The organism is Rhizobium hidalgonense, from assembly GCF_002914525.1.
Classification (GTDB): Bacteria; Pseudomonadota; Alphaproteobacteria; order Rhizobiales; family Rhizobiaceae; genus Rhizobium; species Rhizobium hidalgonense.
In genome coordinates, this window is sequence record NZ_LODW01000044.1 from 69,828 (window position 1) to 83,682 (window position 13,855).

At 61.9% G+C, this 13,855-nt stretch carries 14 protein-coding genes; 4 read left to right on the forward strand and 10 right to left on the reverse strand.

The window, feature by feature from the left end; genetic code table 11:
* Positions 1 to 11: 11 nt before the first annotated feature.
* Positions 12 to 1,253, reverse strand: a complete 1,242-nt coding sequence (locus tag ATY29_RS06700) for a GNAT family N-acetyltransferase (RefSeq protein WP_003573984.1) — start codon at positions 1,251 to 1,253, stop codon at positions 12 to 14.
* A gap of 119 nt (positions 1,254 to 1,372) precedes the next feature.
* Positions 1,373 to 1,582: a DUF2842 domain-containing protein gene (locus ATY29_RS06705; RefSeq protein WP_003573983.1), complete on the reverse strand. Its 210-nt coding sequence runs from the start codon at positions 1,580 to 1,582 to the stop codon at positions 1,373 to 1,375.
* A gap of 115 nt (positions 1,583 to 1,697) precedes the next feature.
* Here ATY29_RS06705 and ATY29_RS06710 point away from each other — a divergent pair, with 115 nt between their 5' ends.
* On the forward strand, positions 1,698 to 2,801 hold the full coding sequence (locus ATY29_RS06710) for a COX15/CtaA family protein (RefSeq protein WP_003573982.1): 1,104 nt from the start codon (positions 1,698 to 1,700) through the stop codon (positions 2,799 to 2,801).
* Between the two features lie 24 nt (positions 2,802 to 2,825).
* On the opposite strand, the gene ATY29_RS06715 is transcribed toward ATY29_RS06710, so the two are convergent.
* The 4 genes from ATY29_RS06715 to cml form a co-directional block, all read right to left on the reverse strand.
* A complete protein-coding gene (locus ATY29_RS06715; RefSeq protein WP_003573981.1) occupies positions 2,826 to 3,617 on the reverse strand; it encodes a sulfite exporter TauE/SafE family protein in 792 nt (263 codons plus the stop codon).
* Between the two features lie 4 nt (positions 3,618 to 3,621).
* Positions 3,622 to 4,554: an N-acetyl-gamma-glutamyl-phosphate reductase gene (gene argC, locus ATY29_RS06720; RefSeq protein WP_097535599.1), complete on the reverse strand. Its 933-nt coding sequence runs from the start codon at positions 4,552 to 4,554 to the stop codon at positions 3,622 to 3,624.
* Between the two features lie 58 nt (positions 4,555 to 4,612).
* Positions 4,613 to 5,575: an agmatinase gene (gene speB, locus ATY29_RS06725; RefSeq protein ID WP_003573978.1), complete on the reverse strand. Its 963-nt coding sequence runs from the start codon at positions 5,573 to 5,575 to the stop codon at positions 4,613 to 4,615.
* Positions 5,576 to 5,792: 217 nt separating this feature from the next.
* Complete coding sequence (gene cml, locus ATY29_RS06730; RefSeq protein WP_097535601.1) at positions 5,793 to 6,977, reverse strand: CmlA/FloR family chloramphenicol efflux MFS transporter; 1,185 nt, start codon at positions 6,975 to 6,977, stop codon at positions 5,793 to 5,795.
* 376 nt (positions 6,978 to 7,353) lie between these two features.
* On the opposite strand from cml, the gene ATY29_RS06735 reads away from it, so the two are divergent.
* Positions 7,354 to 9,324: an acyltransferase family protein gene (locus ATY29_RS06735; protein WP_097535603.1), complete on the forward strand. Its 1,971-nt coding sequence runs from the start codon at positions 7,354 to 7,356 to the stop codon at positions 9,322 to 9,324.
* A gap of 311 nt (positions 9,325 to 9,635) precedes the next feature.
* Here the strand turns inward: ATY29_RS06735 and rpsI are convergent, their stop codons facing one another.
* From rpsI to ATY29_RS06750, 3 genes are all read right to left on the reverse strand, one after another.
* Positions 9,636 to 10,103 carry a 30S ribosomal protein S9 gene (rpsI, locus tag ATY29_RS06740; RefSeq protein ID WP_003573972.1) on the reverse strand — a complete coding sequence of 156 codons (468 nt, stop codon included), beginning with the start codon at positions 10,101 to 10,103 and terminating at the stop codon, positions 9,636 to 9,638.
* A 2-nt stretch (positions 10,104 to 10,105) separates the two neighbouring features.
* Positions 10,106 to 10,570: a 50S ribosomal protein L13 gene (gene rplM / locus ATY29_RS06745; protein ID WP_003573970.1), complete on the reverse strand. Its 465-nt coding sequence runs from the start codon at positions 10,568 to 10,570 to the stop codon at positions 10,106 to 10,108.
* 314 nt (positions 10,571 to 10,884) lie between these two features.
* Positions 10,885 to 11,835: a LysR family transcriptional regulator gene (locus ATY29_RS06750; RefSeq protein ID WP_193550347.1), complete on the reverse strand. Its 951-nt coding sequence runs from the start codon at positions 11,833 to 11,835 to the stop codon at positions 10,885 to 10,887.
* Positions 11,836 to 11,858: 23 nt separating this feature from the next.
* Here ATY29_RS06750 and ATY29_RS06755 point away from each other — a divergent pair, with 23 nt between their 5' ends.
* Complete coding sequence (locus ATY29_RS06755) at positions 11,859 to 12,086, forward strand: DUF1127 domain-containing protein (protein WP_097535605.1); 228 nt, start codon at positions 11,859 to 11,861, stop codon at positions 12,084 to 12,086.
* 97 nt (positions 12,087 to 12,183) lie between these two features.
* Positions 12,184 to 13,008 carry an enoyl-CoA hydratase gene (locus tag ATY29_RS06760; RefSeq protein ID WP_097535607.1) on the forward strand — a complete coding sequence of 275 codons (825 nt, stop codon included), beginning with the start codon at positions 12,184 to 12,186 and terminating at the stop codon, positions 13,006 to 13,008.
* On the opposite strand, the gene ATY29_RS06765 is transcribed toward ATY29_RS06760, so the two are convergent.
* Complete coding sequence (locus tag ATY29_RS06765; RefSeq protein WP_025415870.1) at positions 13,009 to 13,845, reverse strand: EamA family transporter; 837 nt, start codon at positions 13,843 to 13,845, stop codon at positions 13,009 to 13,011. It abuts the gene before it with no gap.
* Between the last annotated feature and the right edge of the window lie 10 nt (positions 13,846 to 13,855).

Genomic DNA, 13,855 nt, shown 5'->3' on the forward strand with positions numbered 1-13,855 from the left:
GCTTCAATCGCTCAGCCGAACCGCGCGCGGATGCCCTGGGCGAATTTGTAGAGCTTCGGGCGCGCCTTGATATGCGCCTTGCCGCGGGTGACAATCCGGTGCGCGGCACCGGCGGCGACGCCGAACGGCGAGACCGGCAGCACCACGTCGTAATGCGCGGTCTCCACCGGCGCCCAAGACCGTTTATAGGTCTGGTCGCCGAGGCCGAAATCGAACAGCGCCACACCCTTGCCATGCAGTCCCGAGATGGTCTGCCAATAGAGGAATTCGCCGGGGCTGGTATCCGGCACGAGCTCTTCATCGATCGCGCCGAACTGGCAGATGATGTGGTCGCCCTTGCGCGAAATCCCCGAAATCGCGGCGATCCGCTCTTCGTGCCCGCCGTTGAGCCGCAGCACGTGCATCTGCAGCCCGAAATATTGCCGATCGTCATCCCGCTTGTCGATGAGGCGGTGCAGGAAGGCCTGTGTCTCCCTGTCGGCGAAGACGTCGGGCAGGCCGAGGCTGGCGAAGCGGGCGCTCTTCAGCCGGAAGAAAATATCGAGCAGGCGGTGTTGTTCTTCTGATGTCTCGGGAAGGATGTATTGGACGCCGCCGGCCGCTTCGAGGCGTTTCGACTGAACACGGAATTTCTTGCGCCGGTTCTTGGCATTGAGCTGCTTCAGCGTCTCCTCGAAGCTGGAGAGGAACGGCAGCTGGTAGGCATGGTTCTGGTTCTGCACCATCGGCAGGCCAGCAAGCGGGCTCTGCCGCCCGCGCCATTCCAGCGGAATGTTCTGCAAGAGCAGCAGATCGGCGCGGCCCTTCAGCGCCTGCTCGAGCCGGCCGGCGAAGTCGCGAGGATCGATGCTCCCACCGGTTTCAGCAAAGCCTTCCGAGAACAGGCCGGTATTGATGTTGCTATGATCGGCGGCGATGAATTTTGCAACGGCGAGCCCACGCGACCTGACGATTTCAACCGGCAGAATGAACGCGGCCTTCCCGGCATAGGTGCCTTTGAGGATCGCCAGCGGCCGCTGAAAGGCGCTCACCCAGGCGGCGCACCAGTCATAGCTCTGATGCAGGGACTGGAGATTGTCGCGCTCCAGCGCCCGCCAGTCGTTCTCCAACGGCTGCATTGCGTCGAAGACTTCGATATGGACTTCGGCCATGGCGAGTTTCATGCTCAGCTGACGCAGGCGTGAAATGGCCGTTTGGGCCAGCGCCCCGTCCTTCGACGGCTGTTCATGAACATCGAGCTTTTGCGTCTGCACGGCTTTTCTCCGGTCAAGAATGCTGAGCGGGAAGGTAGGAATGCAGGACGTATATTTGGTTTATTCGCAGGCGAGGGGCGAGGTTTTCCACCGATCACGGTTATTCGGCCGTTAATGGCCTATTGCTGCCGCGGTCCGGCCATCCATTTGATGATCACCATCGCCGGCAGGACCCAGAGCAGACCGGTGAGCAGGAAATAGAGCAGATGCCCCCACCAGGGCGCGTTGCCGAGCGTTGCCACCGCGATCGTATTCGCCACCAGCGCATAGACCAGCACGAGCACGATGATGAGGATCGTGCCGATGAATTTGCGGAGGCGGACGGGCATCAATTATCTCTCGACAGGAACGGAACGAACCGGCGCGACGGCATGCCGCAAAGGTTCGGGGCTTGTTTTGCATGAGCCGGTGGGGCAAATCAACTGCCGGATAGAAGGAGACATCATGGCCGTCGCAAACCCGACCACGGAACAGGCGATTCTCAGCGAAGCGCGCAAGCAGAACCGCGACCGCCGCGCCTTGCGCTTCTGGCTTGGTTTCGTGCTTTTGGCGCTCTTCTGTCTCGTGCTGGTCGGCGGCGCCACGCGGCTGACCAATTCCGGCCTCTCGATCACCGAATGGAAGCCGATCCACGGTGTCATCCCGCCGCTGTCGGCTGCCGAATGGGAGGAGGAATTCCGCCTCTACCAGCGCATTCCGGAATTTGAGCAATTGAACAGCTCCATGACCGTCGATGAGTTCAAGAGTATTTTCTGGTGGGAATGGGCGCACCGGCTGATCGCCCGCGGCATCGGCGTAATCTTCGCCCTGCCGCTCCTTTATTTCTGGCTGACCGGGCGGATCGAAAAGCGGCTGCGCTGGCCGCTTCTGGGCATTCTGGCGCTCGGCGGCCTGCAGGGCTTCATCGGCTGGTGGATGGTATCGTCAGGCCTCTCCGTCCGCACCGATGTCAGCCAGTACAGGCTGGCGACGCATCTGGTCATGGCCTGCCTGATCTTTGCCGGCTGCATGTGGATCATGCGCGGGCTGTCACCGCATTCCAACGATCCGGCGCCGGCCCACAGCTCGCGCGGTTTTGCCGCCGCAATCGCCATTTTCGCGCTGTTCCAGATCTATCTCGGCGCACTGGTGGCCGGGTTGGACGCCGGTTTTTCCTACAATACCTGGCCGCTGATGGACGGCGCCGTCATCCCGTCGGACCTGCTGATCCAGCAGCCCTTCTGGATCAATGCCTTCGAGAACCCGAAGACGGTGCAGTTCATCCACCGCATCGGCGCCTATACGCTCTTCGCATTGACGTTGATCAATATGGTAATCGCGCTTCGCGCCGCAGCCTGGACCACGCATGCCCGCCGCGCCGTCGTGCTCTTTGCGCTGGTGACGCTGCAGGCGGCGATCGGCATCGTCACGCTGCTGATGCAGGTGCCGCTTCACTGGGGCCTGCTGCATCAGGCCGGCGCCCTGGTGGTTTTCGGTTTCGCCGTCGCCAACTGGCGCGGCTTTTACGGCGAATACCCGCATGGGACGGCAATTGCCGAGCAAGATTGAGTGCCCAGACGATGGGATTGGGCTCTAACGCACCACCCCATCGAGCAGCGGCATGCCGATGATCGCCGCAGCGGCGATCAGGATATAGCAGGCGATGCGGAAGGTCCGCTCCTCGGCAAGCCCGAAGAGTTTCGAGCCACCGTAGAGCCCGATCGCATAACTTGGCAGGATGACGACGGTGAGCGCGAAGACGGCAGGCACGAACAGTCCGCCGAAATAATAGCTGATGGCGCTGAACACCGACGAGATCGAGAAATAGAGGACGACATTGGCCCTGACGCGTGTGAAGTCGCTCTTGCCGCCAAGCCAGTAGGCGACGACAGGCGGCCCGCCGAGCTGTGCTGCGCCGCTGAAAAGCCCGGCGATCAGGCCGACGCCGCTGGTGAGCGGTGCGGACGCCTCCCCATGGTAACGCCATCCCGAGACCAGCAGCGCAAGCAGGCAGATGGCGATGATGGTGATACTCCAGCGCAAGAGCAGCGGGTCGAGAAACGCCAGTATCGCCGTGCCGGCCGGCACGCCGAGCGCAGCGCCTGCCGCCATGACGAACACTTCTCGCCGGTTTGCGCCGCGCCAGGCCGGTGGGATCATTCCGAGTGACGCAATGCCGTCGATGACGAGCAGGATCGGTGAGATAAGTTTTGGGCCGACGATCGCGCCGCCAAGCGGAACGAAGATCAGTGCGGCGCCGAAGCCCGAAAAGCCGCGGGCGAGCCCGGCGATGAAGGCAAAGGCCATCAGCGCGTAGACGCCATGGTCGGGCAGGGCGGCGGCAAACCAGGCGTGCACGCCGGCGATAAACGCATCGAGCGTCATGATGTCAGGAGGCGAGCATCAGGTCCATGTTCTGCACGGCGGCCCCCGAGGCGCCCTTGCCGAGATTGTCGAGCAGCGCCACCAGATTGACTTGCGAAGCGCCTGATGTGCCGAAGACGAAGAGCTTCATCGTGTCCTTGCCTTCGAGTTCGACGGCGTTGACGCGGGGCAGGGCCTTGCTTTCGGCAAGCGGCACGACGGTGACGATGTCCTGTCCGGCATAATGGGCGGCGAGGGCGGCATGGATGCTTTCCATCGTCGTGCCCTCGGCAAGATCGCCGAGATGCAGCGGCACCTGCACGATCATGCCCTGCGCGAACTTGCCGACCGATGGCGAGAAGATCGGGGCGCGGTCGAGCAGGCCATGCACGGTCATTTCAGGCACATGTTTATGGATGAGCGGCAGGCCGTAGAGGAAATGCGGCGCGGTGATCGCATCCGGGTGACCGGGATTTTCCATCTGCGCGATCATCTGCTTGCCGCCGCCGGTATAACCGGAGACCGCGTTGACCGTCACCGGATAACCGTCCGACAGGATGCCGGCCGCGCGCAGCGGCCGGATAAGACCGATCGCGCCCGTCGGATAGCAGCCGGGGTTGGCGACGAAACGGGCGGCCTTGATCCTGTCGGCCTGCGCGCCGTCCATTTCGGCAAAGCCATAGGCCCAGCCCGGATTGACGCGGAAGGCGGTCGAGGTGTCGATGACACGGACGTTGTTGTTGCCCGAAACCATCTGAACCGCTTCCTTGGAGGCGTCGTCGGGCAGGCAGAGAATGGCGATGTCGGCGCCGTTCAGCATGTCCTCGCGCATGGCGGCGTTGCGCCGCTCGGCCTCGGGAATGGACAGAAGCTCGACATCGCGGCGGCCGGCCATGCGCGTGCGGATCTGCAGACCCGTCGTGCCGTGTTCGCCGTCGATGAAGATTTTCGGTGCCATGTTAACCTGCGCTTTCAATGAGTTCAGAAGATTTCCGGATTCACTTTGAGATGATAAGTCAGCCTTGTGACACGGCGATGGCGTGTCGCTCGGCATGAAGGCCAAGCATATACATCGCCACTGTTGCCCCCGCAATGGCGGTGATATCGGCATGGTCGTAGGGCGGCGATACCTCGACGATATCGGCGCCGCGGATATCGAGTTGGTGCAGGCGCTGCAGCACCGAGAGGATCTTGGCGCTCGACGGGCCGCCGGCAACCGGCGTGCCGGTACCCGGCGCAAAGGCCGGATCGAGGCAATCGATATCGAAGGTCAGATAGGCAGGCGCACCGCGGGTGTGGGAGATGATCGCCGAAGCGATATCGCCGGCACTCATCTCCTCGACCTGATGGCCGTAGAGAATATTGACTCCGCAATCCTCCGGCGCATGGGTGCGGATGCCGATCTGGATCGAGCGGTCGGGATCGATGATGCCCTCGCGGACGGCGCGGGCCACGAAGGAGCCGTGGTCGATGCGCCGGTCTTCGTCGAACCAGGTATCCTGGTGGGCATCGAATTGCACAAGGGCAAGCGGCCCATGTTTTGCCGCGTGGGCTTTCAGCAGCGGCCAGGTGATGTAGTGATCGCCGCCGAGCGTCAGCAGGAAGGCGCCGCTGTCGAGGATGGCGTTCGCCTGGCGTTCGATGGCCGCGGGCGTATCCTGGTGATTGCCGTAGTCGAGCAGGCAGTCGCCGTAGTCGATCACCGCCATCTCGGTAAAGAGATCGCGGTTGAACGGATATTGCGGATCATTGTCGAAGATCGCCGAAGCCCGGCGGATTGCCTGCGGCCCGAAGCGTGTGCCTGGCCGGTTCGAGGTCGCGGCATCGAAGGGAATGCCCCAGACGGCAACGTCGACGCCGGCAAGCTCCTTGGTGAAGCGGCGGCGCATGAAAGACAGCGCTCCGGCAAAGGTCGGGTCGCCGGCGGCGGAGGTAAGGCTGGTCGCCGTGAAGGCGTGGTCAATCGATCTGTTCGCCAAGTCATGCTCCTTTTTTCGGGTCGCAGATCCACGGTCGCGTTCGATGCGGACGCTGCATTGCAAGGCGCCATTCGACGCCGGGCGGACGGCCGGTCTCACGCGAAGGAAATGGCGATCCGCTCACGCGCAGAAAGGGGTAGGCGAGGCGCGGGCAGATTTCAAGCAATCGTTCGGATGACGGCCGCTCGTCGTCACCGAGCGACCGTCCTTCTGCCTATCAGGCCGGTCCTCGCAGGGACCACAATCCAGAAAGCGTCGTCAGCGCCGTCACGCAGATATAGCCGACGAGCGGCCAGGCGCTGTCGCCGCCGAGCAGAAGCACGAACACGGTTCCGGCAAAGCCGACGATGATGCTCTCGACGCAGAAATACAACGCGACCGCGGTGCCTGCCGTATTGCCGAAGGCGTCGAGCGCGCCGTTGGCGGTGACTGCCGTCGCAAGGGCGATGCCTATCGCGATGACCCACATCGGCACGACGAAGCTCATCAGGGAAGGCTGCAGAAACAACTCTCCGAAGGTAAGTAGAATGGCGCCGAGAAGCAGTATCGCCATGCCTCTGGCAAGGCTGCCTGCAATGCCCCAGCGCATGATGAAGTCTCTGGCGAACCGCGCTGTCACGATCATCACGAGCGCCACCGTGGCGAAGACGAGGCTGAAGCCGATACCGGAGAAACCGGCCTTACCGATCAGGATACGGGGCGCCGTCGAGAAGAAGATGAAGAAGGCGCCCATCGAGGCGCTGAAGCCCGATGTATAGACCCAGAAGGGAAAGCTGGTGAGGATCGGGCGGACAGCGATCTTCGCGGTGGCGTTGGGGCGGGTTTCATGCCAGCGCTTACCGGCGTTGAAAAGGGCGGCAACCGATAGCAGGCCGATGACCAGGAAGATGGCACGCCAGCCGAAATGATCGGCGATCAAGGCTCCGGCGATCGGGCCCAAAGCAGGCACGAAGGAGAGGATAGAGCCGAGAAGGCCATAGATGGTGCTGCTTTCGGGACGCCCGGCGTAAACGTCACGCACGGTTGCGAAGGTTGCGACGAGCGCTGCCGAGGCGCCGATGGCCTGCAGCAATCGTAGCACCACGAAGAGCGATGCCGACGAGGAGCCGGCAAGCAGCAAGGAGGAAGTGGCAAAGAGTGCCGTTCCTGCGAGCAGCACGGGTCGTCGTCCGACAAGATCGGACATCGGGCCGAAGACGATCTGCCCGGCGCCGAACACCAGCATATAGAGGCTGAGGGTCAGCTGGATGACTTCAGGTGAGGTGCCGAGTGCCTTCGGCATAACAGGCACAACCGGCAGATAGATATCCATGGCGAGGGAGGCCAGGATGTCGAAAGGCGCCATCAACGCCAAGGCTGCCGGCACCGAATAGGTCCAGCGCTGAATTTTTGGATAAGACATGGGAAAGAACCCGCTCAAATGATTTCGTTCGGCGGCGATCTGTCTCATCAGTATCGGGATTGGCCAGACAGACGCCGCAACAACAGGGCAGAGTTGTTGCGGCCTATTTGTCTGCGGATTTGGTTGTTCCCATCATGCGCCCCTGACTGCGGCTCCGTCGTTCCTGAAGCGCTTTACCCGTTGTCTAGCAATGTCGCCGGGGTTCTGCAACAGCGCGCTCCAGCCTCCTGCGCCGCTATCTCGATAAAAGCGGTGGTTTAGTAGAATTATTTCTAAAAGTCAGACTTGCAGAAAATGACACGACTGCCTATGCAAGGCCGGGTTGCAGATTCGCTCCTGATAGCCGGCAGAGCATTATACTTTTGGGAATATTTTAGTGATTTACCGAAGAGAGATTGACGGCCTGCGGGCGGCCGCGGTGATGCCCGTTATTCTGTTTCATGCGGGCTTCAGTTTCTTCAGCGGCGGCTTCATCGGTGTCGACGTTTTCTTCGTGATCAGCGGCTTTCTGATCACCTCGATCATTCTTGAGGAGATGCGCAACGGCACCTTCTCGCTGGCGGCATTCTATGAGCGCCGCGCCCGCCGGCTCCTGCCGGCCCTGTTTCTCGTCGTCCTTTGCTGTCTGCCCTTCGCCTGGCTCTGGGTCATGCCGGAGGAGTTTCGGACATTCTCCGACAGCCTGATTGCCACCAGTCTTTCCGGCGCCAATTTCCTGTTCTGGTTCAAGAGCGGCTATTTCGCGCCGGAGGCCGGAGAGGTGCCGTTGCTCCACATCTGGAGCCTCGCCGTCGAAGAGCAATATTACATGTTCTTTCCGCTGCTCGTTCTATTCATGTGGAAGCGCAGGCCGAACTGGCTCTTTGCAGTCCTGGTTGCGATCGCGTTTGCCAGCCTTGCCTATAGCGAGTGGGCGTCGCGCGTCTTTCCCTCGGCCAATTTCTATTTCTTGCCCTCGCGGGCCTGGGAGTTCCTGGCCGGATCGATCTGCAGCTTGGCGCAGTTGAAGGGACAGAAGCGCGGCAGCAATCCGTTGTCCCTGCTCGGATTCGGCATGATCGCCTTCTCCGTCTTCTATTTCGACGAAACCTCGCCCATTCCCTCTTCGCTCGCCCTGGTCCCGGTGGTGGGCGCGATGCTCGTGCTGCTCTTCGCACGGCAGGGAACCTTTGTGGCGGCACTGCTTTCGACACGCGCCTTCACCCTGATCGGGCGGATCAGTTACAGCGCCTATCTCTGGCATCAGCCGCTTTTTGCCTTTGCGCGTATCCGCAGCATCGATCCACCCTCGCTTGCCGTGATGGGCGCTCTCGCCTGCCTTTCGCTTGTGCTCGCCTATGGCTCCTGGCGTCTCGTCGAGCAGCCGTTCCGAAGGCGCGAGCGCCGATTGCTGCCGTCGACCCGCAGCCTGGTAGCATCGGTATCCCTGGTATTGGCAGCCTTCATCGCCTTCGGCATCTACGGCCACGATACGCGCGGCATTCCATGGCGTCTGCCAGCACCGATCAAGGAATTCATGGCGGACAATGATTGGAGCAAGACCTGCCTTCTTGAGGGCTCGTCGGGCTGGGATGCGATGCCGATTGAAGATTGCATATTCAACGGCAGCCACGCAGAGACATACGCAATCCTCGGAGATTCCCTGGCATCGTCGCTGACGCCGGCGCTGGCCAAGCGCTTGGACAGCATGAATATCGGCCTGCAACAGATCACTCACAGCTTCTGCGCGCCGGTTGCCGACGTCTCGATGCTCCCTCATCAGGCGCGCGACTGCGGCACCTTCAACGCCGCGGCGATCGACTATCTCGTCAAGAGCAAGGTGAAAACGGTCTTTCTCGCGGCTTCCTGGAAGATCTTTTTCGAGCAGCCGCGCTATATCTTCAACGGCGAGGAAGTCGCGATATCGGACGGAGGGCAGAGGTTAAGGGATGCTTTCGACAAAACCGTCGGCGCGCTGACATCAGCCGGCATCCGCGTCGTCATTATCTATCCTCATCCCCGCGGCGACACGGAAATCGCCGCCAAGGTCGCGAAACTGATGCATAAGGGTACGCCGGCGCCGACGATCACGATCGCTCAGGATGATTTTCTCCAGCAATCGTCGCCTTCCTACGCCTATCTCGACGATCCCAAGGACAGACATGTCCTGCGCGTTGATCCGGCGAAGATTTTCTGTGGGATAGAGACGGGCCGATGCGATCTGGCGCGGGAAGGCAAGACCTTCATTTCCGACAAGGTGCATTTCACCCCGGCGGGTGCGGAAGCCGTCGTTGACGAAATCCTGGTCGCTCTCAGGCAGGACGACATGACGGACGGTAACGGCATGGCAGCGCTCTCCTCCAACTGACGTACGTCGCCCCGAAGGACGAGAGCGGCCAAGTTTCCCCGGAAGCGCAGAACCACTCGTCTCTTGTGTCCCCGCAAAAGCGCTTCGCGCTTGCCTGGCAAAAGCGTTTCGCTTTGCCTGAGAAAACCCACTTCGCCCTTTTCCTGCAATTGCTCTAAACGTGTCGCAATCTTTCAAGCGCGCTGCTTCTGCTTTTGTTTGGCAAGCCGTTACCGCAGCGCTGCCGTGGTTCTGCCCTTTATCAAAAGCCGATTGCCCAACAAAAAAGGCCGGGTTGCCCCGGCCTTCGTAATCTCGTCTGTCCGAAGCGATTAACGCTTCGAGAACTGGAACGAGCGGCGGGCCTTCGCCTTGCCGTACTTCTTGCGTTCGACGACGCGGCTGTCGCGGGTCAGGAAGCCGCCCTTCTTCAGCACCGAGCGCAGGCCCGGTTCGAAGTAGGTGAGCGCCTTGGACAGACCGTGGCGAACGGCACCGGCCTGGCCGGACAGGCCGCCGCCGGCGACGGTTGCGATGATGTCGAACTGGCCGTCACGGGCAGCCGCAACGATCGGCTGACGCAGGATCATCTGCAGCACCGGACGAGCGAAATATTCCGCGAATTCCTTGCCGTTGACGATGATCTTGCCGGAGCCCGGCTTGACCCAGACGCGGGCGACGGCGTTTTTGCGCTTGCCGGTCGCGTAGGAGCGGCCGAGCGAATCGACCTTGCGGACGTGGGCCGGAGCAGCAGCTTCAGAAACCGTGCCGAGATCCTTCAGGGAGGAGAGGTCAGCCATGATCAGGCGCTCCTTACATTCTTTTTGTTGAGCACGGCAACGTCGAGGGCGACCGGCTGCTGGGCTTCATGGGGATGGTTGGAGCCGGCGTAGACGCGCAGGTTCTTCATCTGGCGACGGCCGAGCGGGCCGCGCGGAACCATGCGTTCGACGGCCTTTTCGAGGACGCGCTCCGGGAAGCGGCCTTCGATGATCTGGCGCGCGGTGCGTTCCTTGATGCCGCCGGCAAAACCGGTGTGCCAGTAGTAAACCTTGTCGGAATACTTCTTGCCGGTGAAAACCACCTTGTCGGCATTGATGACGATGACGTTGTCGCCGTCGTCAACGTGGGGTGTGAAGGTTGCCTTGTGCTTGCCGCGCAGGCGCATAGCGATGATGGAAGCGAGACGGCCAACGACCAGCCCTTCGGCGTCGATGATCACCCACTTCTTCTCCACCTCTGCAGGCTTCTGGGAGAAGGTTGCCATAGTGAATACTCTCTTTTGAGACCCTTGGCCCGAAGGCTTGAAGGGCGTTTCTTGTTGCTTGGATTGGCAGGCTTGCCGCATGCCAAAAAGAAAGCAGCCCGGACAGGCTGCGTTCTGGCGCGGTGTATAGAGGGAATGTGCCAGCGGGTCAATATCGACATTCCCGATGCCTTGAAAAAAGAGTAAGCAAAACCAATGAGTTATATGTAGGGTATTATATTACCACACATTAGTCGGCTGAAGAGCTGTTACGCTTGACGCTTTTCGCACCTCCTGCCGGGTCTGAAAGAGAGTGCCATGGTCGGAAGCGGCCGCTAAACTTTGAACTCGCGCAGGCATTTTATCATTTCGCGAAGGCCGCGTGTCAGATGTTTGTCGCGGCGCAGAACCATGCCGAGCCGGCGCGTGAGCTTCGGCTGCAGCGATGATGTCGTCACGAGGCCGGCGCGGTCGCGCTTCAGCGCCAGTCCGGGCAGGATCGACCAGCCGAGCCCGACGGCGACCAACTCCTTGATCGCCTCGATGCTGCCGAACTCCATTGCCGGCCGGATCCGCATGTCCGGTGGCGCCAGCCACGCGTCGATTGCCCGCCGCGTGTTGCCACCTTCATAAAGCAGCAGTGTCCTGTCCCGCATGAAGGCGGCGTCCGGTCCGCCGTCGGGTATGAGGCTGCCCGCGGGAGCGACGGCCAGCAATTCCTCCTCGTAGAACGGTTCGATCTCGAAGTTGCGTCCCGGGGCCGGCAGGGCAACGACGGCGATGTCGAGGCTGTTGGCCTCCAGATCGCGTAAGACGTCGTCGGCATCGCCGATGCGCACGGTAATTTCGAGGCCGGGCATGGATGTTCTGGCGGCGGCGATGGCCCGAGGAAGCAGATGGATCGATGCCGTGCCGCCGCTGCCGATGCGCACGCGGCCGCTGGCGCCATCTCTATAGGGCATCATCGCCTCTTCGGCGGCGGCCGATTCCTGCAGCAGCCGCCTTGCATGCGTAAGCAGGTCGAGGCCTGCCGCGGTCGGCTGCGCCCGCCGCCCGACGCGCTCGATCAGCCGGACGCCGAGACGCTGTTCGAGTCCCTTGACCTGCAAGCTGACGGCCGGTTGCGTCAGCCCCTCCTTGTCGGCGGCGGCCGTAAAGCTTCCGAGATCGGCGACGTTGACGAAGGTTGCGAGCTGATCGAGGTTCAATGCCATACCAAAGGATTCCTTATGCTTGCTATAATATCCATAAGCTTCCTTAGCGGCGTTCTCCAGCGCATCTTTCATTCCGTCGAAGAAAGGAAGACGAGATGACTTTGGTGAGCGAGAGACTCGAAACGCCGCGCGATACAGATCGATCGAAAATGCGCCGGACGGCACGCTGGGGCCGGTGGCTGCTGGCGGCTGTCGGGCATCGCCTGGAAAAACGCCGCAGTCGCCGCACTTTGTGCGAACTCACCGACGACGAGCTTCGCGATGTCGGCCTGACCCGTGCGCAGGCGAGGGCAGAGACAGCGAAGTCCTGGTTTTGGTCGTGACGGCTCCGACCTGTGCGGAAAGCGCGGATCCCGCTCGAAATTGCCGCCGCCTTGTGGCAATACCTCCGTCTGGAAATCGAGCGCAGGGAGCAGCATCATGGCCGAAATCGTATCCTTCCCGGACGCAGGCAAGGCGGAAGCGCTGCTGGTCCGCTCTTTGCGGGACGGGGTGTTGCGGCTCCTGCTCAACAACCCGCCGGCCAATGCACTCTCTATCGCGCTTCTCGAAGCGCTGACGTCCGAGCTCGACAAGGCCGGATCGGACGCCGATGTCCGCGTCGTCGTCATCGCCTCGACCGGCAATGTCTTTTCCGCCGGCCATGATCTCAAGGAACTCACCGCCCATCGCGCAGATGAAGATCAGGGCGCCGCTTTCTTCGAGAGGGCCTTCCGGCTCTGCGCCGATCTGATGCTGAAGATTGCGCATCTGCCGAAGCCGGTCATCGCCGAGGTCGATGGGCTGGCGACGGCGGCCGGCTGCCAGCTCGTTGCCTCCTGCGATCTGGCGATCTGCACGGACACGTCGACATTCTGCACGCCGGGCGTCAACATCGGCCTGTTCTGCTCGACGCCGATGGTGGCCGTTACCCGGGCCGCGCATCGCAAGCAGGCGATGGAGATGCTTTTGACCGGCGAGACGATCGACGCCTCCACCGCCAAGGATTTCGGACTCGTCAATCGTATCGTGCCGAAGCAGTATCTGGCTCAGGTGGTTTCCAAATATGCCGGAGTGATCGCCAGCAAATCGCCGCTGATCCTGAAGATCGGCAAGGAAGCCTTCTACCGCCAGCTCGAACTGCCGGTGGAGGCGGCCTATGATTATGCCGCCAAGGTGATGGTCGACAACATGCTGACGCAGGATGCGGAGCAGGGGATCGGCGCCTTCCTCGGCAAGCGCAAGCCGGAATGGAAAGGTGAGTGACTAGGCCAGTTTCAGAACAAGGCCACCGATTGCGATGACGACGCCGGCGACGTAACGCCAGACGCTGGCCTTTTCCTTGAAGACGGTGATCGAGATCACCAGCGCAAACAGGATCGCGGTTTCGCGCAGGGCCGCGACGGTCGCGACCGGGGCTTTTGTCATCGCCCAAAGCGCCAGCCCGTAGGAAGCGATCGAGCCGGCGCCGCCGATGAGGCCGCGCCACCAGTTGCGGCGGACGTGATGCGCCACAGCGAAAGCGCCGCGCTGGGAGGCTGCCCAGGAAAACAGCAGCACCGGCGGCAGCAGCGACATCCACAATGTGTAGGAAATCGCATTGCCGGAAAGGCGTGCGCCGACGCCGTCGACATAGGTATAGCTGGCGATGACGCAGGCATTGGCAAGCGAGAGCAGCACGGCGCGGCTGCTGCCGCGCCGCGCCTCCAGTGCCAATGTCAGGACGCCGGCACAGATCGTCATCGTGCCGGCGAGAGCGCCGGCGGAAAGATCTTCCTTCAGAATGAAGCCGCTTGTCGCGGCGATCAGCAGCGGCGCGCAGCCGCGCATCAGCGGATAGACGAGGCCGATATCGCCGGCCCGGTAGGCAGCGGCGACCAGTTGGAAATAGGCGAACTGCAGAATGGCCGAGACGCCGATGAACGGCCAGGACGCGCTGTGCGGCAACGGCAGAAATGCCAGGAACGGCAGCGCTGAAACCGCGCCGCCGGCCGAGATTAGCGCCGCATCGAGGGATTTGTCGCTGCCGGCCTTGACGATGGCGTTCCATGTCGCATGCAGCAATGCGCCGAAGAGAACGAGCAGGATGACGTCGAGTGGCAAGGGAGTAATC

Coding starts and splice junctions, on each gene's coding strand:
- argC (WP_097535599.1), bottom strand. CDS start 4,554: ATGGCACCGAAAATCTTCATCGACGGCGAACACGGCACGACGGGTCTG.
- ATY29_RS06755 (WP_097535605.1), top strand. CDS start 11,859: ATGACTTTGGTGAGCGAGAGACTCGAAACGCCGCGCGATACAGATCGA.
- ATY29_RS06760 (WP_097535607.1), top strand. CDS start 12,184: ATGGCCGAAATCGTATCCTTCCCGGACGCAGGCAAGGCGGAAGCGCTG.
- rplM (WP_003573970.1), bottom strand. CDS start 10,570: ATGGCAACCTTCTCCCAGAAGCCTGCAGAGGTGGAGAAGAAGTGGGTG.
- ATY29_RS06710 (WP_003573982.1), top strand. CDS start 1,698: ATGGCCGTCGCAAACCCGACCACGGAACAGGCGATTCTCAGCGAAGCG.
- ATY29_RS06715 (WP_003573981.1), bottom strand. CDS start 3,617: ATGACGCTCGATGCGTTTATCGCCGGCGTGCACGCCTGGTTTGCCGCC.
- ATY29_RS06750 (WP_193550347.1), bottom strand. CDS start 11,835: ATGAAAGATGCGCTGGAGAACGCCGCTAAGGAAGCTTATGGATATTAT.
- ATY29_RS06705 (WP_003573983.1), bottom strand. CDS start 1,582: ATGCCCGTCCGCCTCCGCAAATTCATCGGCACGATCCTCATCATCGTG.
- rpsI (WP_003573972.1), bottom strand. CDS start 10,103: ATGGCTGACCTCTCCTCCCTGAAGGATCTCGGCACGGTTTCTGAAGCT.
- cml (WP_097535601.1), bottom strand. CDS start 6,977: ATGTCTTATCCAAAAATTCAGCGCTGGACCTATTCGGTGCCGGCAGCC.